We start from the raw sequence: 20,542 nt of genomic DNA on the forward strand, positions 1-20,542 counted from the left end.
GAAGATCGCGAACAGCGACGTTTAGATTTGAGGCTGCTGTGATGGCGAAGATAACTCTTTCGAACCTGCGCCATTCCTACATGCCCAACCCAAAGGGTCCCGAAGATTATGCGCTGAAAGAAATAGATCTCGATTGGACCGACGGTGGTGCCTACGCGTTGCTTGGTCCATCGGGATGCGGGAAATCGACCTTGTTGAACATCATCTCCGGGCTGCTGACGCCGTCCGAGGGGCGAATTCTGTTTGACGATCGTGATGTTACCGACCTACCGCCGGACAAACGTAACATTGCGCAGGTGTTTCAGTTCCCCGTGATCTACGACACGATGACCGTCCGGGAGAATCTGGCCTTTCCGTTGCGCAATCGCGGGCTGGACGAGGCCAAAATCACCGAGCGCGTGGCAGAAATCGCCTCCATGTTGGAAGTCGAGGAGATGCTCGATACCCGAGCGGCGCATTTGTCATCGGACAACAAGCAAAAGATTTCGATGGGGCGCGGTTTGGTGCGTGACGAGGTGAATGTGGTGATGTTTGACGAACCGCTCACCGTGATTGACCCGCACCTGAAATGGAAGCTGCGTTCAAAGCTGAAAGAGCTGCACCAGCGTGTGCGCGCTACGATGATCTACGTCACCCATGATCAGACCGAGGCACTGACATTTGCCGATCAGGTCGTCGTGATGCAAGACGGAGAGGTGGTACAAATCGGATCGCCCGTGGATCTGTTTGAACGTCCCCAGCATACTTTCGTCGGCCATTTTATCGGCTCTCCGGGGATGAATGTACTGCCGGTTTCCGAAAACGCAGGCGTGGTAACATTGGAGGGTCACCCCGTGACATTGGAGGGCGCAATTTCTGGCCAGGGTGGCAAGATCGAATTGGGTATTCGCCCTGAATTCGTGTCGCTGGGCGACAGCGGCATTGCGGCCCGTATTCGCAAGGTGTCGGACGTCGGGCGCCATTCGGTTGTCGAGGCAATGGTTGGCGACATACCCGTAAAGGCCGTGGTCGAAGGTGCCGTGCCGGAACAGGGCGAAGCCGTACATCTGGTCCTCCGCCCAGATCAGACACGCCTGTACCGGGATGGATGGATTGCGACGGAGGCACGCACATGAAAACCGAAAATCAAAAGGCGTGGTTCTTTGTCCTTCCGGTATTGCTGTTGGTCGCCTTCAATGCGCTGGTGCCGATCATGACAGTGGTCAATTATTCCGTCCAGGAGACGTTCGGGAACAATGTCTTCTTCTGGCAAGGGCTGGATTGGTTCGAACAGATTTTGCGGTCGGACCGGTTTCACGCGGCTCTTGGGCGACAGTTCCTGTTCACCTTTCTCATCCTGATAATAGAGGTGCCCCTGGGGATCATCATTGCGCTGTCGATGCCGAAACAGGGGTTCTGGGTGCCCGTGTGTCTGGTCACAATGGCGCTGCCGATGCTGATCCCGTGGAATGTGGTCGGGTCGATGTGGAACATTTTTACCCTGCCGGGCATTGGCTTGCTGGGCTACTTCATGAACGATGTTCTGGGCGTGAACTATGACATGACCCAGCAACCGATTTCGGCTTGGGTAACAATCATCGTGATGGACGTGTGGCATTGGACGTCGCTGGTGGTGTTGCTCAGCTATGCGGGTTTGGTTTCCATCCCGGACGCCTATTACCAGGCGGCCAAGATTGATGGCGCGTCGAATTGGAAGGTGTTTCGCTATATCCAACTGCCCAAGATGAAGACAGTCCTGACCATTGCGATCCTGTTGCGGTTCATGGACAGTTTCAACATCTACACCGAACCCTTCGTGCTGACCGGTGGCGGGCCGGGCAATTCGACAACCTTGTTGTCGATTGATCTGGTGAAAATTGCCCTGGGGCAATTCGACCTGGGCCCCGCAGCAGCAATGTCGTTGATCTATTTCGCGATCACCTTGCTGGTCAGCTGGTTGTTCTACACGCTTATGACAAAGGATGACGAGCAATGAGAAAACGCTCCCTCATTCCGATCCTCTACATCCTGTTCCTGTTGCTGCCGATCTATTGGCTGGTCGCGATGAGTTTCAAGACTACCGGAGAGATCCTGTCGGGTTTCAGCCTGTTCCCGCAGACGTTCACGTTGGAGAATTATCGGGTCATCTTTACCGATCCGACCTGGTATTGGGGGTATATCAATTCGATCCTCTATGTGTCGCTGAATACGGTGATTTCTGTCGCCGTGGCGCTGCCGGCGGCCTATGCATTCTCGCGCTATCGGTTTCTGGGTGACAAACAATTGTTCTTTTGGTTGCTCACCAATCGCATGGCCCCGGCTGCGGTTTTTGCCCTGCCGTTCTTCCAACTCTATTCCTCGGTCGGGTTGTTTGACACCCATCTTGCCGTGGCCCTGGCCCATTGTCTGTTCAATATCCCGCTGGCCGTGTGGATATTGGAAGGCTTTATGGGGGGCGTTCCCAAAGAGTTGGACGAAACAGCCTATGTTGACGGGTATTCGTTTCCCCGGTTCTTTGTGACCATATTCTTGCCGACGATCAAAGCCGGGGTAGGGGTGGCGGCGTTCTTTTGCTTCATGTTCTCGTGGGTCGAATTGCTGCTTGCCAAGACCCTGACAGCGGTGGCGGCAAAACCAATCGCCGCGACGATGACCAAAACGGCGTCATCAGCGGGGTATGAGCTGGGCCTGCTGGCGGCTGCGGGGACGCTTACAATCATTCCCGGAGCCATCGTGATCTATTTTGTGCGAAACTATATAGCCAAGGGTTTTGCCCTGGGGAGAGTGTGATGAGATCCTTGTTTCTGACGGCTCTACTGATGGTGGCCACTCCGGGTTTTGCGCAGACATGGGGCAATGTCGCCAAAAAGGAAGAGGAAACCGGGTTCGCCTGGACTGCCCCCTTGTGGCCGTCATTCTGGATGGCCTGGACCCCGGCCACTTTCCTGTTGTTTTGCGGAATCTTTGGCGCGATTGCCGTGATTGGCGTGTTGGAAGGCGTCCGGTACAAGGACGGATTGGAACGCAAGGGCATCCTGGGGTTGACGACGACCCTTGGGGATCGCCTGTTCATTTCACTCTTGGGGACTGCCTATATTTTCCTTGCCTGGCTTGGGTTTGTGGGGCAACCGCTGTGGTGGCCATTGGGGTTTGCCATCGGTTGGGCGGTGTTCTGTTTTAGAAAAGTGTGAGAATCCTCTTTGGAAAACGAAACTCTTAGTATCTACTCGCGTCACTAAAATGCGAGCGATGCCCCAGGATGGGACGGCAATGAGAGAGAAAAAGAAAAGCGAACTTCTGACGCAAGTCGAGTTGGAGTTCATGAACGAGCTTTGGGCCCTGGGTGAGGGAACGGTGCGCGATGTGCTGGACAACCTGCCCGAAGACAGGAACCTTGCCTATACTTCTGCCGCGACCATTCTGCGCATTCTGGAACAAAAAGAATTCGTCACCAGCCGCAAAGAGGGGAAACGACATGTGTATGTCCCCACGCTGGCCAAAGACACGTATCAATCCCGTTCGCTCAAAGATCTGTCAGTGAAACTGTTTGACGACACACCGGCGTCGCTGGTGGCACGGCTGGTGAATGATGACGAATTGACAGAGGAAGCATTGGGGCAAATCCGGGCACTTGTGGATCGGAGGTTGAAAAATGATACCGGGTGATGCGCTACTGGACGCTTTCATTGACGCCAATATCCTTTTCTGTGTGGCTTACACGATCTGGGTTGCGGTCCGGGAGGTCCTGTCACGGTTGGGTTTGAAACATGCTTATGGAACCCAGCTTAAGCTTCTGAACACTGTTTTCCTTGCCATAGTTGTTGCCCCTTTTGTCGCGCTCGCCTTTACCACTCTTCAACGTTCGGGGGTGGCGACCGAGGTGAACCTCAATCTTTCGGACAATGTCGTTGCGTATTATCTCAATGGCGGCTTTGAAATGAAAGCGTCCAAGTTCGAAGCCCTTGTCCAGATGCGCGATACGTTCACGCTCAATGTCATGAATGGTGCCGGATGGATGGCTCTGGGTGCAATTCTGGTGTTTGTGGCCGGGTTTGCGGTCGGTGCCGTGCGATTGATCTATTCGATGATCTGCCTGCGGCGGATCGTGGCGGACAGCTATGCCTGGCGCAGCTTTGGTCGTCTGAAGCTGCGGCTTTCAGATCGCACGCTTGTGCCGTTCTCGACGCGCGGATTGCGAAATTACTATGTTGTAATCCCATCGCATATGTTGGGTGACGAAAATGAAATGCGGGTCTCTATTGCCCACGAATGTCAGCATATCCGTCAGGGCGATCTGGAATGGGAAATCCTGCTGGAAGCGTTGAAACCGTTGTTTTTCTTGAACCCTGCCTATCATGCCTGGAAGCGCCAAGTCGAAAATTTGCGCGAACTGAACTGTGACAGCGAGGTACTGTCCCGTGGTCGGATCGATGTCCGCGCGTATTGTGATACGCTGTTGTCGGTCTGCCAGAAAACGCTGCGCCGTGACCGGGCGTTTGTGATTGCTGTCCCCAAGGTGACGCTGGTGACCGCTGACAGATCCGCGCTGCGGGATGGCAAGATGAGCTTTCTCGAACGCCGCATCAGTTCGCTTTTGAATGCACGTCGCCTGGCACATCCGAATTTGGTCTATCTTGCTGTGATCCTGCCGTTGGTGGCATCGGTGGCGTTGACGGCCGTGGCCATTCAGCGCCCGGGCGATTGGAGCCAGGACCGTCTGATGCTTTCGACCGTTGTGAACCTGGAACGTTTGGATGAAATCAATCGTCTTTCCACTTTTGGCCGGGTGCGAAACTGAAGCCAGAGCGCCTGTGATCCCAGCACAATGGTCACACGGCTCGGTCGGGAGGGATGGTGATTGGGTCTAGGGGCTTGTGTGACGATACGATCGGGGTGTTACGCCGGTCCAACGTCGGAACGCCCGGTGAAAATTGGCAGCCGATGAAAACCCGACATCCTGAGAGATCTCTTCAATGCTCTTGCGTCCGGATTGCAGGTCACGAATGGCGATGTCCCTGCGCAACCCGTCCTTGATCTCCTGAAAGGATGTTCCTTCGGCTCCCAGCCGTCGTATCAGCGTTCTGGGGGTAACCTTGAGCATTTCTGCGGCTTCATTCAGGTGGCAGTTTTCCCAATTGGATTGATACAGGAACTCACGGACCCGCAATGACTGACTGTGTTCCCGAAAGCTTGTAAAGATCCAATCCCGGGGTGCGCGGTTGAGAAAATCATTCAGCTCCGAGGAGCTGCGCGTGCCGGGTAGCCCCAGTTTTTCAGGGGCAAAGGAAATGGCCGAAACCGGGGCGGAGAAACTGGCAGTCACCGGGAAAATGACCGAATAATCGGCGGCGAATGCGGGGCGTTCAAAGGCAAACTGAACAGCCACAACAGGCACCTCGTAACCGGCAAGCCAGGACATCAACCCATGCGCCAGTTTCAGGATGAGCAAATGTCCAAATCGTTGAACCGGTTGATCGGTGCAGGGCAGAAGGCGCAGAGAAATACGACCGCCTTCATCGACCAGTTCGAATTGGAAATCATCCAGAAGCAAATTCCAGAAGGAAGAGAACCTGTAAAGCGCCGACGGCAAAGACGTTGCTTCGCGCACCGTTGTCAGCAGGTGTTGCAATGCTCTTGCGCGGATCGGGCGGCTCCACAGCCCCATCATTTCGTCTTCGGTTTCTATGGCGGCGATCTGATAGAGGCGAACGATGTGGTCCAAAGTGACCCGATGGACGAGACGCCCCTGATTTGTATGCATGCCAGAACGTTTGAGCATCGAAACCAGTTGGACTGGAGAGGTGCAGCTTTGCAAGGCTGTCAGCCAATCATCCACGAAATGCGACGAAACGGTCGCGATATTTGAAGGGTCAGAGTCTTTCATCACTGGCAGACTGTGATGTCTTTTGTCACTTTTGGAAAGGATTTTGTCCCTTATGGAAGTGGAACGGGAGTATTCCAACGCCTATTTGGCGGAATAGAACAATTTGCGGGATCAAAAACATGACTTACCAGGCGCCAATTCGCGATATTATGTTCAACATCGAGCATCTGTCCGGTTGGCCGCAGGTTACGTCTCTGGGCGTCTATAGCGACATTGATCAGACAGACGCCCAGGCCGCGCTCGAAGGGTTTGGTCGCTTTTGCGAAGATGTCATCGCCCCGTTGTCGACGATTGGTGATGAAACTGGCGCGCAGTTCAACGGCACACAGGTGGTGATGCCGCAGCCCTATGAACAGGCCTATGGTCAATTTGTCGAAATGGGTTGGCAAAGCCTGTCCCACCCAACCGAATTTGGCGGAATGGGGCTGCCCCGCGTTGTTGGTGCGGCGGCGACTGAGATGCTCAACGCTGCTGACATGAGTTTTGGATTGTGCCCGTTGTTGACGGATGGTGCGTCTCATGCCTTGTTGATCACCGGATCCGAAGATCAAAAGAAACGCTATCTGGAACCCCTGATTACCGGGCAATGGTCGGGGACGATGAACCTGACAGAGCCACAGGCCGGGAGCGACTTGGGACGGGTGCGCACTAAGGCCGAGCCGCAGAGCGACGGATCTTTTGCGGTATCCGGAACCAAGATTTTTATTACCTTTGGCGAACATGACCTGTCTGAAAACATCGTCCACCTGGTTCTTGCCCGGACGCCGGGGGCTCCTGCCGGCCCCAAAGGGTTGAGCCTGTTCATCGTTCCCAAATATCTGGTGCAGGATGACGGGTCGCTGGGGGATCGCAATGCGGTCACATGTGTCAGCATCGAACACAAACTGGGAGTGCGGGCGAGCCCGACTGCGGTGCTCGATTATGACAAGGCCAAAGGCTTTTTGATTGGCGAAGAAAATCGCGGGCTCGAGTATATGTTTGTCATGATGACGTCGGCCCGGTTTTCGGTTGGTGTCCAGGGCATCGCCGTGTCTGATCGTGCGTATCAGCACGCTGTGACCTATGCGCAGGAGCGTCAGCAGAGCCGTCCGGTAGATGGCAGCAGCAAGGACGCCGTGCCAATTGTCCAGCACCCTGATGTGCGCCGAATGTTGCTCCGTATGCGCGCCTTGACCGAAGGTGGTCGGGCCTTGGCCGCCACCACGGCCGGATGGCTGGACATTGCCCATAACGGGGTCGAAGACTACAGGCGTGACGCAGATGCCATGGCCGAGTTCCTGGTGCCTCTGGTCAAAGGATATTGCACTGAACGCTCTGTCGAGGTCACGTCGCTGGGGGTCCAGGTGCACGGCGGTATGGGCTTTATCGAAGAAACCGGGGTTGCCCAGTTCTACAGGGACTCTCGCATTCTGCCGATCTACGAAGGCACGACTGCCATTCAGGCCAATGACCTTTTGGGACGCAAGGTGATGCGCGACAACGGGGACACTGCACGCCGGTTCTCGGGGATGGTTCAGGAGACCGTCGAAGAGTTGCGCAAGGGTAGCGCAAAGGCCAAAGGTATTGCCGATCGGCTGAGCGAGGCGCGGGATCTGTTCGAAACCAGCCTGGCGTGGTTGTTGGACACGGCACGGCGCGACCCCAACGCTGCATTTGCAGGTGGCGTTCCCTTTTTGATGCTTTCGGGCAATCTCGCTACGGCATGGCAATTGGGTCGATCCGCGGTGATCGCCGAAGCAAAACTGGCACAGGGCGAAGACGTGGAATTCATGTCTCAGAAAGTCGCGACCGCGCAATTCTATGCGCATCACATCCTTGTGGAATGCCATGCGGAATGCGCGCGGATCCTTCAGGGCAGCCCGAGCCTTTTTGACGATGGCATTCAGCTTTGAACATTGGAAATATCGTGACACAGCGCTGCGCTGAATAACCTGAAAGGTCGTAAACATGTCCGACACAATAAACCCTCAATCCTATGAGAAACTCGCCATACAAGAGCGTGACAATGGTGTTTTTGTTGTAACGTTGAACCGGCCCAGCAAACGAAATGCGCTGGATGCCGCGACCATCGAAGAACTGGTCAGCTTTTTCAGCAATGCCCATCGGAACGGTGTCAAGGCGGTGGTTCTGGCCGGGGAGGGCGATCATTTCTGCGCAGGGCTCGATCTGGTCGAGCACTGGAAGGAAGACCGTAGCCCGGACGAATTCATGCATGTCTGCCTGCGCTGGCACGAAGCGTTCAACAAGATGGAATACGGTGGGGTCCCGATCATTGCGGCTCTGAAGGGGGCCGTTGTCGGGGGCGGTCTGGAATTGGCCAGCGCTGCGCATATCCGTGTGATCGACCAGACTGCCTATTTCGCGCTTCCCGAAGGGCAGCGGGGAATCTTTACGGGCGGCGGTGCCACCATTCGTGTCTCGGATATGATCGGCAAGACCCGGATGATCGACATGATCCTGATGGGCCGTGTCTATCAGGGACAAGAGGCGGTGAATTTGGGGTTGGCCCAATACATCACCGAAGGATCCAGCTTTGACAAAGCGTTGGAACTGGCTGACAAAGCCGCGCAAAACCTGCCGTTGACGAATTTCGCCATCTGTTCTGCGATCAGCCATCTGAACAATATGTCCGGGATGGATGCCGCCTATGCCGAAGCCGTTGTGGCCGGGGTTGTCAACACGCAGCCTGCCGCCCGCGCGCGGCTGGAAGCGTTTGCCAAAAAAACAGCAGCACGTGTGCGCCCCAACAGCTAATACCCTATTGGGGTTTGCACGGACCACATATGCACGGTCTGCATATGCACAGCGACTGTTTTGATGTGGCCGTGGCGGACCGGCCCCCCACTACGGCGAGGGGCGTTGAACGGCTATGACTGACCGGATGGGTATGAACCGCCCGTCCGGTCGACAAAGAGCCAGCCGCAGCATCTTGACCGCGGTTCGAGTTCCAGTCGAGCTATCCAAACCACCTAGGCCAGCAGATCGAACACATCGCCGCCGATCTGGATGTTGATCGAACTCTGACCACCGCCATCGACCAGCGCCCAGATGATCTGTTCGGTGGGTTTGTAGATTACGAACGCCTCCTGCACCGCATCATCGCCCGACCGTTCGCCGGCAGCATTGGCGGTATGGGCCAGGTTGACCTGGAAGTCACTGGCTGTGGCCGCAGCCCCGCCCCACAGCAGCACATCGCCGTCGGCTGCCACATAATCCTGTACCCAGTCAGACCCGTGATCGGCGATCCCGATGTGAAAGAATTTGTCCGCCCCGGATCCACCGTTGATCCGGTCGTGGCCAAAGCCACCGTTGACAAAATCATTACCTGCGCCGCCAAACACCAGATCGGAAAAGGCCGAGCCGGTGATCACGTCATCCCCCTCCTGGCCCTGCAGCTCGTCCACACCGGCACCCCCGGCAATGGTGTCATTGCCACCCTGGCCAAACACCAGGTCATTGCCCGCACCTGCGTCGATATTGTCATTGCCACCCCCGGCATAGATCACATCGCGCAGATCACCGGCGGCTGGCCCACCGATGATCCGGTCATCGCCGTCGCCACCGTTGAGCGTATCCGCCCCGGGTCCGCCATCCAGCGTATCATTGCCGCCTTCGCCCACCAGACGGTCATTGCCGCTGTTGCCCGAGAGGGTGTCTGCAGCCGCCGTCCCGACCCGGTCCACGGGCGGATCGGTTGGTTCCGGGATCAAATCGCCAGCTGCGACCCTTTGATCGGAGAATTGAAAAAACTCCACGCCCCGGATGTCATCGGTTTCGGATCCAAAGCTGATTTGAAACCCGCTGGAAGTCGCTGTCGCGGTTACATCGGCAAAGGCCACGGAAAAGACCGCCGTATCCGTGCCGCTGCCGCCGATCAGAAGATCATTGCCGCTGCCCCCGTCGAGCCGGTCATCACCAATGCCGCCATCCAACGTGTCGTTGCCCCCCAACCCGTTGATCGTGTCATTTCCGCCCAATCCGGGCAGTTCGTCCGACCCGGTCGTTGAACCGGTAATCTGGTCCGCATCGGCCAGCATGAGGCTGGCCGCCTCGAACAGATTGTCGTTGATCTCCACCGCGCGATAAACGGCATTGGCGTCCACCGACATGCCGGTGATGCTGTAAAACAAAACGCCGCCCCTGAATTCGGAATACGATCTCAGCGTGCCGAATACGTCACCGGTCGGAGAATAGGTGAAGCTGCCGCCATATGTTTCGGACCTGAAGCCATCTGAAAACCGGATCTGCGTCGCAGTTGCCGCCAGCAGATCTCCATCCCAATTCTCAAGACTTGAAAGGCGAAGTTCAGAATTTACCGTGATCGTTGCCATATCGAATGTCCCCCAGTAGTCGTGTACCTTATGAAGTTGGCGTGTCCCGGCATGATACCTCAAAACCAGCCAAAAGTCACATTGGGGGCCTATGGCAGCGCTCGCAGTTGCGGCAGATTATGGTTCAGGCCAACAGGTCGAACACATCACCGTCGATCTGGAGGTTGATCGTACTCTGACCGCCGCCATCAACCAGCGCCCAGATAATCTGTTCGGTGGGTTTGTAAATCACGAAGGCCTCTTGGACCGCGTCATCGCCCGACCGTTCCCCGGCGGCATTGGCGGTATGGGCCAGGTTGACCTGGAAATTGCTGGCCGTGGCTGGTCCGCCCCCCCAGAGCAGCACATCGCCGTCCGCGGCCACATAATCCTGCACCCAGTCCGATCCGTGACCCAGAACGCCCGCGTGAAAGAATTTATCCGCCCCGGAGCCACCGTTGATGCGGTCATGACCAAAGCCGCCGTTGACAAAATCGTTGCCCGCGCCGCCAAACACCAGATCGGAAAACGCCGAGCCAGTGATCACGTCATTACCGTTCTGACCCTGCAATTCGTCCACCCCAGCGCCCCCGGCGATGGTGTCATTGCCATCCTGACCGAAGACCAAATCATTGCCCGCGCCCGCATCCACACTGTCATTGCCATCGCCTGCATAGATGATGTCGCGCAGATCTTCGGGCGATAACCCGCCAAGCAACGTGTCGTGCCCCTCGCCACCATTCAAGGTGTCCGCCCCTGCCTGGCCATTGATAAAGTCATCACCCTCAAGACCAACCAGCCGGTCATTGCCAGCAAAGCCACTGATAGCATCATCAAATTCCGAACCCGTCACCACGTCATCTGCCGGAGTGCCCGGAAGATCATAAAACGCGTTAAACCGATGAAAAACATGATCGTTAAACACGACTGAGTCGTGCGAGGCACTGTCAATTTCGCGCGTTTCATACACTCCCCAAGATACGATCACACCGCCATCAGCAAGTGGGGCCACCATCAGGCCTCCCAGGTTGCGGGTGGCGAAGTCCGCCTGATCCGGTTCGGGAACTAGGATCTCGCCGCCAGTTGGGGCCCCAGTAGCGTCAAAGTTCTGTAGGTACAGCTTTTCGGCGTCTGCGCCTGTGGCGGATGCATCCACGCTGCGCCAGGTAATCGCATGCCCATCCACGCCCAGCCCGGTCACAGCCGGAAAAATCTGGTTGCCGTCCCGGGTGGTGTTGATGACCGTTGGCCCTTCGCCGACAATTTCGCCCGACGACGTTATGCGCAGGGACATGATGTCACCGTTGAACGCGTCGTTGTATATGGTCCCGACGCCCTGGGCCCAGCTCAGCTGAAGATCGCCACCATCTAAACCAGTCGCAACAACCTCATTCAGATAGTGTGGCGTTGTCAGGATTGTCACGGGCAGCAGATCGACCGCCGTACCGCTGGCATCGAACCTTTGGCTCAGGATACGTGTACTTCCGCCGTCGTCCGTAAATTGCGCCATGACCAGAACAAATCCGCCGTCGGCACCTTCGACCAATGTCGCAGATGCAAGTGAACTGGATGCCAATTCACGCGGCTCAACCAACGCATCTGGGTTGGTCGGATCCTGAATCACCAGGTTCAACAATGTCGAGTCGGGAACAAGAAATGTCGGTCCGGGATTGGCTAAGCTGTACAAAAGCCCGATCTTACCGTCACTCAGGCGGACACTATCGACGAGTTTAAGGCCGGCGAGCCCGGACAAATCAGACGGGATTGGCAGGTCGACGGACGCAACCAGATCTCCCATGCCATCATAGGTATTGTGCTGGACACCTCGAATAGGCGGATTGGGGGAGGTGCCCGTGTTTTCCAGACGCTCGAAAACGACCGTAAACCCGCCATCTGCCAGCGGGATCGTATGATGCTGCCCGGGCCAGATACCGGCTGTGGTCTCTAACGAGAACGCAGAGCCAACGGCAGTGCCATAGGCGTCATATCGTTGAGCAAAGAGATCGTTGATCTCAGTGTTGGTCGTGGTTCCGATTGCAAAATTGACTTTGACATCGCTTTCCCGCCAGGTCGCGACAAAGCCACCATCGGACAACCCCGTGACCTTGAGATTGATTGGCTGCGAGCGTGCGATTGTGTTTGCTATTAACTGCGGGTCGCCGACCTCGCCTAGGATACGCTGAGTGGATTCTGTTATGGGCATGAGAACGCTCCTTGGTTTTGGCAGATCCGGATCAGAGCGCCAATCTCGTATCCTCGCACACTTGTTAAGTTTCGATCAACAGACATACCCGTTTCGGATATGTTCGCCCCGCGCGACACCCGCATTTCGGGAGTCGTCACAGAGCGACTTTGGATCAGGACGCAGCCTCCCGCGTTGTCAAACGAGCAGATCGAATGTATCGCCGCCGATCTGGATGTTGATCGAACTCTGACCGCCGCCATCAACCAGCGCCCAGATGATCTGTTCGGTCGGCTTGTAGATCACAAACGCCTCCTGCACGCCGTCATTGCCCGACCGTTCCCCGGCGGCGTTGGCGGTGTGGGCCAGGTTGACCTGGAAATTGCTGGCGGTGGCGGCACCGCCCCCCCAGAGCAGCACATCGCCGTCCGCGGCCACATAATCCTGCACCCAGTCCGACCCGTGATCGGCGATCCCGACGTGAAAGAATTTGTCCGCGCCGGTGCCGCCATTGATCCGGTCATGGCCAAAGCCGCCGTTGACAAAATCATTGCCCGCGCCGCCAAACACCAGATCGGAAAACGCCGACCCGGTGATCACGTCATCCCCGTCCTGGCCCTGTAGGTCATCAACACCTGCGCCACCGGCGATGGTGTCGTTGCCCGCCTGGCCAAACACTTGGTCGTTGCCCGCGCCCGCGTCGATGCTGTCATCGCCCGCTCCGGCATAGATCACGTCACGCAGATCGCCCCTTGCCACACCGCCCAGGATCACGTCGTCGCCATCTCCGCCATTGAGCGTATCGGCCCCGGGCCCACCATCGAGGCTGTCATTGCCTCCCGCACCCACCAGCCGATCATTGCCGTCGCCGCCGCGAATGTCGTCCCCGGCTTCGGTTCCAGACACAGAGTCGTTTCCATCAAATGCCCGGTGTGGGCCAGTGTCAGTCAGTACGACCTCGTCATCGCCATCCGAAAACTGAAAAGACACGAGATCGTCCGAAAAGATCGTGACATCGACTTCGGCGAGACGGCTCGTGTCTGATGCCGAACTGCCCAAGGCGATCTGAAAGACTTCATCCGGTTCCAGGCCCCGGTCGCCGAATATGTCGAATGATATCGTCTTTTGGGTCTCTCCAGCACCAAAGGACACAGGCTCGGAAGAGATGAAACCAAAATCTTGAAACCGCGTCGCGGTCCCGTCGACTGTTCGATAATAGACAGTTTCGGCTTGCAGATTGCCGCTGCGTTCAATGGTCAGCTCTACCGTTTTTGTGCCGGAGTTGCCTTCAAGGATATCCGGAACCGGCCCAAACGAATACACGGCGGGTTCGGAATCATTGTCGACAATCGTGAAATCAAATCTCGTGATGTAGCTTGCGAGACGTGGCGGGTAGTAGCTGTCTTCACTCAACTGTAGCGCAAAAAGCTCATCTCCCTCAAACCTTGTGTCGTCAGTTGTTGAAATGGTTACGAACTTGCTCGTCTCTCCGGTGTTGAACATCAACCATTGATTGGAAATGATCGAGTGGTCGCCGTCATTTTCAGAGTACGAGCCACCCGAAATTGTATTGAGGGTTAGGATTTCGAAATTGGTATTCGTACGGGTGACCGCAAAAATAATGTCTCGACCTTCCGCGACTGAAGCGGAGCTGGGGCCAATAATTTGATATGTCATTTTACCTCCAATAGTCGTTCACAATACCGGTTCTTTCAAGTGAGGCTTAGGCCAGCAGATCGAATGTATCGCCGCCGATCTGAATGTTGATCGAACTCTGACCGCCGCCGTCAACCAGCGCCCAGATGATCTGTTCGGTTGGTTTATAGATGACAAACGCCTCCTGCACGCCGTCATCGCCTGACCGTTCCCCGGCGGCGTTGGCGGTGTGGGCCAGGTTGACCTGAAAGTCGCCGGCCGTGGCCGCAGCCCCGCCCCAGAGCAGCACATCGCCATCCGCGGCCACATAATCCTGCACCCAGTCGGACCCGTGATCGGCGATCCCGACGTGAAAGAATTTGTCCGCGCCGGTGCCGCCATTGATCCGGTCATGGCCAAAGCCACCGTTGACAAAGTCGTTGCCCGCGCCGCCAAACACCAGATCGGAAAACGCCGACCCGGTGATCACGTCATCCCCGTCCTGACCCTGCAGGTCATCGACGCCCGCACCACCGGCGATGGTGTCGTTGCCCGCCTGGCCAAACACCTGGTCGTTGCCCGCGCCTGCGTCGATGCTGTCATCGCCCGCTCCGGCATAGATCACATCACGTAGATCATCCGCCGCTGGCCCGCCGATAATAACATCGTTGCCTTCGCCCCCATTCAGTGTATCCGCGCCGGGCCCACCATCGATGCTGTCATTGCCCGCGTCGCCCAACAGACGGTCATTGTCGCCCAGCCCCAGGATGGTGTCATCACCCGCCGTTCCAGTCAGAACATCCGGATTGGGCGAGCCGGTGATCGGAGCGCTTCCGCCATCGCCACTGTGCAAAGGTGTGTCGTCCCCAGGCAGAACCAGCTCGGTGACAAGACCGCCAACGATGATGGCCGTGTTGTTGTCCGTGCGCACAAAGTCATCCGCTGACCAGTTATAGGCGCTGGTCAACAGGCTCAGCTCGGTCCCGTCATTGGCAAACTCTTTTAGTCGTCCTTCGTTCAGGGCCGGTGCCGAAAACGTCAGAATCGAATACCCGATCACGAAACCGTTTTCTGTGGCGGTGACGATAGGCATGTCCTGTCTGTCGCGGGTTTCTTCGGTGTTGACCAACGTCGTTTCCCGGATTTCTGCCCCGGATGCGGAAAGGATTTTGAACCAGACCGACGTTTGGCTGTCATCGCCTGAGCCAGCATTGTTTTCGACCCAGACGACCAACAGGTTCCCATCGCTCAGGCGTTCGAGCTGAACCGCAGGTGTATTGCCGAGACCGGTGTTGTCCGGGTTGCCAATATCAATGACATCCCCGACCGCCGTGCCATCGTAACTGTAGAACCGCAAGGCGGCAGGCGCGCCGCTGCCCACGGTCCGGGCCGCACCCACGGCAAAGACACCGTCCAGACCCACCGTGCTCCAGCTCAATTGTTCTCCGAAAACACCGCCCACAAACCGATCAAAACCGGGGTTTCCAACCGAGGTCACCAGTGCCCCATCATTGTCCATCAGCGACAGACCCATCCAGTTGTGGATCAAAATATTGCCATCAGGCAGGGAATAGGCATGGTGCAACATGGTTTGGTCGGTGGCCGACAAAGGGCCTTCTGTCAGCTCCTCGGCGGGCGCGACAGCAGCGCCAGTGGTAGCGTCCAGTGTGATCTTCCAGTTCGAGATGGTCACAGGCAGCGGATCGGCATCCCGGATCTGATAGAACAGGGTCATGCTGCCGTCTGTGTTATCATGCAGATGATATGTGGTGAGATTGCCCAGGCCAAGTCCGCTGGCGTCGGCAAATTCAACCGTGTCAAACACCAGCCCGTCATCATTCACAGACGAGATCCGGTTGCCGTTGACTGTGACCGCCGCGTCGCCGACCCGATAGGTTCGCCCACTCCCCAGTCCCATCACAGAAGGCGTGCCATCAATCGAAATTGTCATCCTAATAACTCCCTGAAAATTCGCACAGGATGTCCCCACGTAGAAAAATACGGCTGCTCATATGAGCAAAAGGAACGCAGGACACACCGGTATTTTGAACACCCTTTGACTCCATGTGACGGATTTGCGCTTTCTGCGTCAAGGTTTTCGCGGTTTCTGCCGCGCCGGGGGGGCATGCCGTCGGTTGCCTGTCCCCGCAGGTTCTGGGCCAAAATGAACGCCCGGAAAGGTAGGCGGAAATTGCCGTCCCACATGGGTTTCGATCGGAGTCCAAAAGCTGCCTTGCAGAACCTTGCTCGACACTGTTCAGACAGGTCTTTTTCGTAAAGAGACGCTGACTTTTTCCTCGTTCGGTGGTGGCTGGGTTCGGTGGCGGCTGGTTTCGTTGGGCGGACTCCGGTTTTGCAGACGACCCAGAGCGCGCATTTGATGGTGATCCTGGCCTTGGTTGCGGCGAATTGAGGCGGTGGCAGGAAAGACCTTGCCTCGCTGCTGCAATTTTATCTATAAAACGCAAAACCCCCGAGGGGTCCCTGAAAAGTTATCTATATTTTGGAGCGGATGCCACATGTTGGATCAAAGCACCTTGCGCACGGACTGGACACGCGAAGAAGCGGAGAAGATCTATAACCAGCCGTTCATGGATCTGCTCTTTCAGGCCCATACGGTTCACCGGCAGCATTTTGACCCCAATCAGGTGCAGAAATCCAAGTTGCTGAGCATCAAGACCGGCGGCTGCGCCGAAGATTGTGCCTATTGCTCTCAGTCGGCGCGCAATGGCGCGCAGCTGTCCGCTTCGAAACTGATCGAGGTCGAGCGGGTGATCGCCGAGGCGAAGAAGGCCAGGGATGGCGGGGCAACCCGGTATTGCATGGGGGCTGCCTGGCGGTCGCCCAAAGATCGCGACATGGCCGCGCTCGAGGCGATGATCGAAGGGGTCAAAGGCCTGGGAATGGAAACCTGCATGACGTTGGGCATGTTGGACGACAACCAGGTGTTTCGTCTGCGCGATGCGGGGCTGGATTACTACAACCACAATATCGACACCTCGGAGCGCTATTATTCCGAGATCATCACCACACGTACGTTTGCCGACAGGATCGACACGTTGAACCGGGTGCGCGAGGCGGGAATGAAGGTCTGTGCCGGTGGTATCGTCGGAATGGGTGAACAGCAGATGGACCGGGTCGATATGCTCTTGGCTCTGGCAACGCTGGAGGAACATCCCGATTCCGTTCCGGTCAACATGCTGATCCCGATTGCGGATACGCCGCTGGCCGATGTAAAGCCGCTGGATCCGATCGAATTTGTGCGCACTATTGCTCTTGCGCGGATCCTGATGCCGAAATCGCATGTGCGCCTGTCTGCAGGCCGGACTGACATGACAGACGAACTGCAGGCCATGTGCGTGTTCGCCGGAGCGAATTCCATCTTTGTGGGCGACACGTTGCTGACCGCAGACAACCCCGAAGAAGACAAGGACAGTCAGCTGTTTGCCCGTCTGGGCCTGGAGGCGATGAACGTGGGGTGCGACGGGTCGCGATGACCGGCTTTGCCCGCCATGAACGCGCTCTGGATGCGCTGAAGACACGCGGACGCTATCGGCAGTTGGCACCGCGGGCCGGGCATGATTTTGCGTCAAACGATTATCTGGGATTGGCCGGGTCGGACCTGATGCGTCAGGCGGCAGGCGATGCATTGGCCCGTGGGGTTCCGGTTGGGGCCGGTGGGTCGCGCCTGTTGCGGGGCAATGCCAGCGAACATGTGCTGCTCGAAACCGAAGCAGCGGCGTTCTTTGGGACTGAGGCCACGTTGTTCATGGGTGGTGGGTTCAATGCCAATCTGGCAATCTTTTCGACCCTGCCACAGCAGGGCGATCTGGTCCTGCATGACGCGTTGATCCATGCCAGCACTCATGACGGAATGCGGCTTGGGCGTGCCGAGCGCCGCAGCTTTGCCCACAATGACGTAGACGCCTGTCGACAGGAAATCGAAACCTGGCGCGCCGCGGGCGGCCGGGGGCAGATCTGGATCGCTGTCGAGGCGCTCTATTCCATGGAGGGCGATATTGCGCCGCTGTCCGACCTATCGGATCTGGCCCAACTCGAAGACGCAGTTCTGGTCGTCGACGAGGCGCATTCGACAGGCGTTTTCGGGAAAATGGGCCGGGGGTTGGCCCATGAAATCGCCCCTCTGCCAAATGTTCTGTCCTTGCATACCTGTGGCAAGGCTTTGGGCGTGTCCGGCGCGCTGATCTGTGGGCAATCCGTGTTGATCGAAACTCTGGTGAACAAGGCGCGGGCCTTTATCTTTGCCACTGCGCCGTCGCCTCTGAATGCGGCGTTGGTTCGGGCGGCATTGCGGGACCTTCAGGACAACCCGGAGCGTCGTGCACAGGTTTGGGTCGGGATCCACCATGCCTGGGCCGAAGCCGAAAGATTGTGTGGTCTGACCGGATTTCAAAGCCAGATCATGCCAGTGATCATTGGCGATGACAAAGCCACGATGCAGGTCGCGGCTGCGTTGCAGGAACAGGGGCACGACATTCGCGGCATTCGTCCGCCGACAGTGCCGCGTGGCACGTCACGGTTGCGGATTTCGATCACGCCGAACACGTCTTCAAATGTCATCACTCGGGCGTTTGGCGATCTGGTGCCGCTGATACAAGGGGTTTTTGCATGAACGCGCTTATCGTGACCGGCACCGATACCGGCATTGGCAAAACCATTTTTTCCGCCGGATTGGTGGACGCGCTGCAAGCCGTTTACTGGAAGCCGGTGCAATCCGGGTTGGAGGAAGAAACCGACAGCCAGATTGTGGCCCGCCTGTCCGGTCGCCCTGTTCTGCCCGAAGGTTGCCTGCTGACGCTGCCCGCCTCGCCGCATTTGTCGGCCGAAGCCGAAGGGGTGGAAATTGACCCCAATACCTTGGATTTGCCACAAACCGACGCGGTTCTGGTGGCCGAAGGGGCCGGGGGGGTCATGGTGCCTTTGAACCGGGATGTTCTGTATCTGGATCTGTTTGCCAACTGGGGGGCACCGGTGATCCTGTGCGCCCGCACACAGCTCGGCACGATCAACCACACATTACTGTCGCTTCAGGCGCTAAAGATTGCGGGATGTGACGTTGTTGGTGTTGTCTTTATCGGTGATCCCGAACCGGACGTTGAACAGACCATTGTCGATTTTGGCGGTGTGCCGCGACTGGGACGGCTGCCCATGCTGTCCGACCTGACACCGCAAACTCTGAGAGCCGCCTTCTCTGGTGCCATCGACATGACCGTCATACGCGAGGCCCTGAAATGAGTGTGTCCGATCTGACCCCGCTGGAATTTGACCAGAAACACCTGTGGCACCCTTATACCAATGTGGTCAAACCCGGTCCGACCTTTGTGGTCAAGGAAAGCGAAGGGATGTACATCACGCTGGATGATGGCACCCGGTTGATCGACGCGATGTCCTCGTGGTGGTGCATGATGCATGGCCATCGCAACCCGGCGATTACCCATGCGATCCATCGCCAACTCGACACGCTGCCGCATGTGATGTTCGGGGGGTTGACCCATGATCCGGCGATAGATCTGGGCCGCAAATTGCTGGAGGTCTCGCCCGACAGCCTGACCCGCATTTTTTATTGCGACAGCGGGTCCGTTTCCGTTGAGGTGGCGATGAAAATGGCGGTGCAGTACCAGCACGCCATGGGGTTTGTGGGCCGCAGTCAGTTTGCCACCATCCGATCAGGCTATCACGGGGACACCTGGAAGGCGATGAGCGTCTGTGATCCCGATACCGGCATGCACCACCTGTTCCAAGGAGCGTTGAGCGTTCAGCATTTTGTGTCACGCCCGCCGATCCGTATCAACGAAGATTGGACCGACGACCCGGCCCGCAACGGTTTGGCTGAACTGCGCCAGGTGCTGGAGGCCAGCGCCGACAAAATCGCCGGTTTCATTCTGGAACCTGTGGTGCAGGGCACCGGTGGCATGTATTTCTATCACCCCGAATTCTTGAATCAGGCCCGTGCCCTGTGTGATGAGTTGGGCATTCTGCTGATCTTTGACGAAATCGCCACGGGCTTTGGCCGCACGGGAGAGCTGTTCGCGACCGGGTTCTGTAATGTGGAACCGGACATCCTTTGCTTGGGCAAGGGTCTGACCGGTGGGCATATCTCATTCGCGACCACCATGACCAATGACCGCGTGGCCGAAGGCGTGGGTGGCGGCAACCCCGGCATCTTCATGCATGGGCCGACCTATATGGCCAACCCGCTGGCCTGTGCTGCGGCCAAGGCCTCGCTGGATCTGTTGACCGGGCAGGACTGGAAGGGGACGGTAGGGGCCGTTGCCGAACAGATGAAGGCCGAATTGGCACCGGCACGCAGCTATGAAAACGTCGCAGACGTCAGAGTTTTGGGTGCCATTGGTGTCATCGAGATGAAACACCGCGTGTCTGCGGATGAGGCCCACGCCCGCGCCCGCGAGATGGGCGTGTTCCTGCGCCCCTTTGGCACCAATGTCTACACTATGCCGCCCTTTATCACGACGCCGGATCAGCTGAGCGAAATAACCGCCGGAATGCTGCGCCTGGCGCGGGAGCTGTAAT

17 protein-coding genes are annotated in these 20,542 nt (G+C 57.2%); 12 read left to right on the top strand and 5 right to left on the bottom strand.

Annotated features, from left to right (window positions below):
• Positions 1–41: 41 nt before the first annotated feature.
• The 6 genes from QEZ52_RS06545 to QEZ52_RS06570 all read left to right on the top strand — a co-directional run bounded on the left by QEZ52_RS06545 (position 42) and on the right by QEZ52_RS06570 (position 4,777).
• Positions 42–1,115: an ABC transporter ATP-binding protein gene (locus QEZ52_RS06545; RefSeq protein WP_406648752.1), complete on the top strand. Its 1,074-nt coding sequence runs from the start codon at positions 42–44 to the stop codon at positions 1,113–1,115.
• Positions 1,112–1,975: a carbohydrate ABC transporter permease gene (locus QEZ52_RS06550; protein WP_406648753.1), complete on the top strand. Its 864-nt coding sequence runs from the start codon at positions 1,112–1,114 to the stop codon at positions 1,973–1,975. Before QEZ52_RS06545 ends, QEZ52_RS06550 begins: the two co-directional genes overlap by 4 nt.
• Positions 1,972–2,769 (top strand): carbohydrate ABC transporter permease, encoded by a 798-nt coding sequence (locus QEZ52_RS06555; protein ID WP_406648754.1) that lies wholly within the window; start codon positions 1,972–1,974, stop codon positions 2,767–2,769. The genes QEZ52_RS06550 and QEZ52_RS06555 overlap by 4 nt, the downstream gene beginning before the upstream one ends.
• On the top strand, positions 2,769–3,170 hold the full coding sequence (locus tag QEZ52_RS06560; RefSeq protein WP_406648755.1) for a DUF2160 domain-containing protein: 402 nt from the start codon (positions 2,769–2,771) through the stop codon (positions 3,168–3,170). Before QEZ52_RS06555 ends, QEZ52_RS06560 begins: the two co-directional genes overlap by 1 nt.
• A 79-nt stretch (positions 3,171–3,249) precedes the next feature.
• Positions 3,250–3,645, top strand: coding sequence for a BlaI/MecI/CopY family transcriptional regulator (locus tag QEZ52_RS06565; protein ID WP_406648756.1), 396 nt, complete (start codon positions 3,250–3,252; stop codon positions 3,643–3,645).
• A complete protein-coding gene (locus tag QEZ52_RS06570) occupies positions 3,632–4,777 on the top strand; it encodes a M56 family metallopeptidase (protein WP_406648757.1) in 1,146 nt (381 codons plus the stop codon). The genes QEZ52_RS06565 and QEZ52_RS06570 overlap by 14 nt, the downstream gene beginning before the upstream one ends.
• A gap of 66 nt (positions 4,778–4,843) precedes the next feature.
• Here the strand turns inward: QEZ52_RS06570 and QEZ52_RS06575 are convergent, their stop codons facing one another.
• A complete protein-coding gene (locus QEZ52_RS06575; protein WP_406648758.1) occupies positions 4,844–5,863 on the bottom strand; it encodes an AraC family transcriptional regulator ligand-binding domain-containing protein in 1,020 nt (339 codons plus the stop codon).
• A 119-nt stretch (positions 5,864–5,982) separates the two neighbouring features.
• Between QEZ52_RS06575 and QEZ52_RS06580 the strand changes: the two genes are divergently transcribed.
• Positions 5,983–7,755, top strand: coding sequence for an acyl-CoA dehydrogenase (locus QEZ52_RS06580; protein WP_406648759.1), 1,773 nt, complete (start codon positions 5,983–5,985; stop codon positions 7,753–7,755).
• Positions 7,756–7,810: 55 nt separating this feature from the next.
• Positions 7,811–8,617: a methylthioacryloyl-CoA hydratase gene (gene dmdD, locus QEZ52_RS06585; protein WP_406648760.1), complete on the top strand. Its 807-nt coding sequence runs from the start codon at positions 7,811–7,813 to the stop codon at positions 8,615–8,617.
• A gap of 215 nt (positions 8,618–8,832) precedes the next feature.
• Here dmdD and QEZ52_RS06590 read toward each other — a convergent pair whose 3' ends face one another.
• The 4 genes from QEZ52_RS06590 to QEZ52_RS06605 all read right to left on the bottom strand — a co-directional run bounded on the left by QEZ52_RS06590 (position 8,833) and on the right by QEZ52_RS06605 (position 15,941).
• Positions 8,833–10,194, bottom strand: a complete 1,362-nt coding sequence (locus QEZ52_RS06590) for a calcium-binding protein (RefSeq protein ID WP_406648761.1) — start codon at positions 10,192–10,194, stop codon at positions 8,833–8,835.
• Between the two features lie 124 nt (positions 10,195–10,318).
• Positions 10,319–12,376: a calcium-binding protein gene (locus QEZ52_RS06595; RefSeq protein ID WP_406648763.1), complete on the bottom strand. Its 2,058-nt coding sequence runs from the start codon at positions 12,374–12,376 to the stop codon at positions 10,319–10,321.
• 177 nt (positions 12,377–12,553) lie between these two features.
• Positions 12,554–14,032 (bottom strand): Calx-beta domain-containing protein, encoded by a 1,479-nt coding sequence (locus tag QEZ52_RS06600; RefSeq protein WP_406648764.1) that lies wholly within the window; start codon positions 14,030–14,032, stop codon positions 12,554–12,556.
• A 46-nt stretch (positions 14,033–14,078) separates the two neighbouring features.
• Positions 14,079–15,941 (bottom strand): calcium-binding protein, encoded by a 1,863-nt coding sequence (locus QEZ52_RS06605; RefSeq protein WP_406648765.1) that lies wholly within the window; start codon positions 15,939–15,941, stop codon positions 14,079–14,081.
• 568 nt (positions 15,942–16,509) lie between these two features.
• Here QEZ52_RS06605 and bioB point away from each other — a divergent pair.
• From bioB to bioA, 4 genes are read left to right on the top strand one after another with little or no spacing between them, the layout of a single operon-like run.
• A complete protein-coding gene (gene bioB, locus QEZ52_RS06610; RefSeq protein WP_406648766.1) occupies positions 16,510–17,487 on the top strand; it encodes a biotin synthase BioB in 978 nt (325 codons plus the stop codon).
• Complete coding sequence (locus tag QEZ52_RS06615; protein ID WP_406648768.1) at positions 17,484–18,623, top strand: 8-amino-7-oxononanoate synthase; 1,140 nt, start codon at positions 17,484–17,486, stop codon at positions 18,621–18,623. Before bioB ends, QEZ52_RS06615 begins: the two co-directional genes overlap by 4 nt.
• Positions 18,620–19,246, top strand: a complete 627-nt coding sequence (gene bioD, locus QEZ52_RS06620) for an ATP-dependent dethiobiotin synthetase BioD (RefSeq protein WP_406648769.1) — start codon at positions 18,620–18,622, stop codon at positions 19,244–19,246. The genes QEZ52_RS06615 and bioD overlap by 4 nt, the downstream gene beginning before the upstream one ends.
• Positions 19,243–20,541, top strand: a complete 1,299-nt coding sequence (gene bioA / locus QEZ52_RS06625; protein ID WP_406648770.1) for an adenosylmethionine--8-amino-7-oxononanoate transaminase — start codon at positions 19,243–19,245, stop codon at positions 20,539–20,541. The genes bioD and bioA overlap by 4 nt, the downstream gene beginning before the upstream one ends.
• Position 20,542 lies beyond the last annotated feature (1 nt).

Source organism: Aliisedimentitalea scapharcae, from assembly GCF_045277565.1.
Classification (GTDB): Bacteria; Pseudomonadota; Alphaproteobacteria; order Rhodobacterales; family Rhodobacteraceae; genus Aliisedimentitalea; species Aliisedimentitalea scapharcae.

Bases quoted from the DNA above. Each gene is read 5' to 3' on its own strand.
- QEZ52_RS06545 (WP_406648752.1), top strand. From the start codon at position 42: ATGGCGAAGATAACTCTTTCGAACCTGCGCCATTCCTACATGCCCAAC.
- QEZ52_RS06550 (WP_406648753.1), top strand. From the start codon at position 1,112: ATGAAAACCGAAAATCAAAAGGCGTGGTTCTTTGTCCTTCCGGTATTG.
- QEZ52_RS06555 (WP_406648754.1), top strand. From the start codon at position 1,972: ATGAGAAAACGCTCCCTCATTCCGATCCTCTACATCCTGTTCCTGTTG.
- QEZ52_RS06560 (WP_406648755.1), top strand. From the start codon at position 2,769: ATGAGATCCTTGTTTCTGACGGCTCTACTGATGGTGGCCACTCCGGGT.
- QEZ52_RS06565 (WP_406648756.1), top strand. From the start codon at position 3,250: ATGAGAGAGAAAAAGAAAAGCGAACTTCTGACGCAAGTCGAGTTGGAG.
- QEZ52_RS06570 (WP_406648757.1), top strand. From the start codon at position 3,632: ATGATACCGGGTGATGCGCTACTGGACGCTTTCATTGACGCCAATATC.
- QEZ52_RS06575 (WP_406648758.1), bottom strand. From the start codon at position 5,863: ATGAAAGACTCTGACCCTTCAAATATCGCGACCGTTTCGTCGCATTTC.
- QEZ52_RS06580 (WP_406648759.1), top strand. From the start codon at position 5,983: ATGACTTACCAGGCGCCAATTCGCGATATTATGTTCAACATCGAGCAT.
- dmdD (WP_406648760.1), top strand. From the start codon at position 7,811: ATGTCCGACACAATAAACCCTCAATCCTATGAGAAACTCGCCATACAA.
- QEZ52_RS06590 (WP_406648761.1), bottom strand. From the start codon at position 10,194: ATGGCAACGATCACGGTAAATTCTGAACTTCGCCTTTCAAGTCTTGAG.
- QEZ52_RS06595 (WP_406648763.1), bottom strand. From the start codon at position 12,376: ATGCCCATAACAGAATCCACTCAGCGTATCCTAGGCGAGGTCGGCGAC.
- QEZ52_RS06600 (WP_406648764.1), bottom strand. From the start codon at position 14,032: ATGACATATCAAATTATTGGCCCCAGCTCCGCTTCAGTCGCGGAAGGT.
- QEZ52_RS06605 (WP_406648765.1), bottom strand. From the start codon at position 15,941: ATGACAATTTCGATTGATGGCACGCCTTCTGTGATGGGACTGGGGAGT.
- bioB (WP_406648766.1), top strand. From the start codon at position 16,510: ATGTTGGATCAAAGCACCTTGCGCACGGACTGGACACGCGAAGAAGCG.
- QEZ52_RS06615 (WP_406648768.1), top strand. From the start codon at position 17,484: ATGACCGGCTTTGCCCGCCATGAACGCGCTCTGGATGCGCTGAAGACA.
- bioD (WP_406648769.1), top strand. From the start codon at position 18,620: ATGAACGCGCTTATCGTGACCGGCACCGATACCGGCATTGGCAAAACC.
- bioA (WP_406648770.1), top strand. From the start codon at position 19,243: ATGAGTGTGTCCGATCTGACCCCGCTGGAATTTGACCAGAAACACCTG.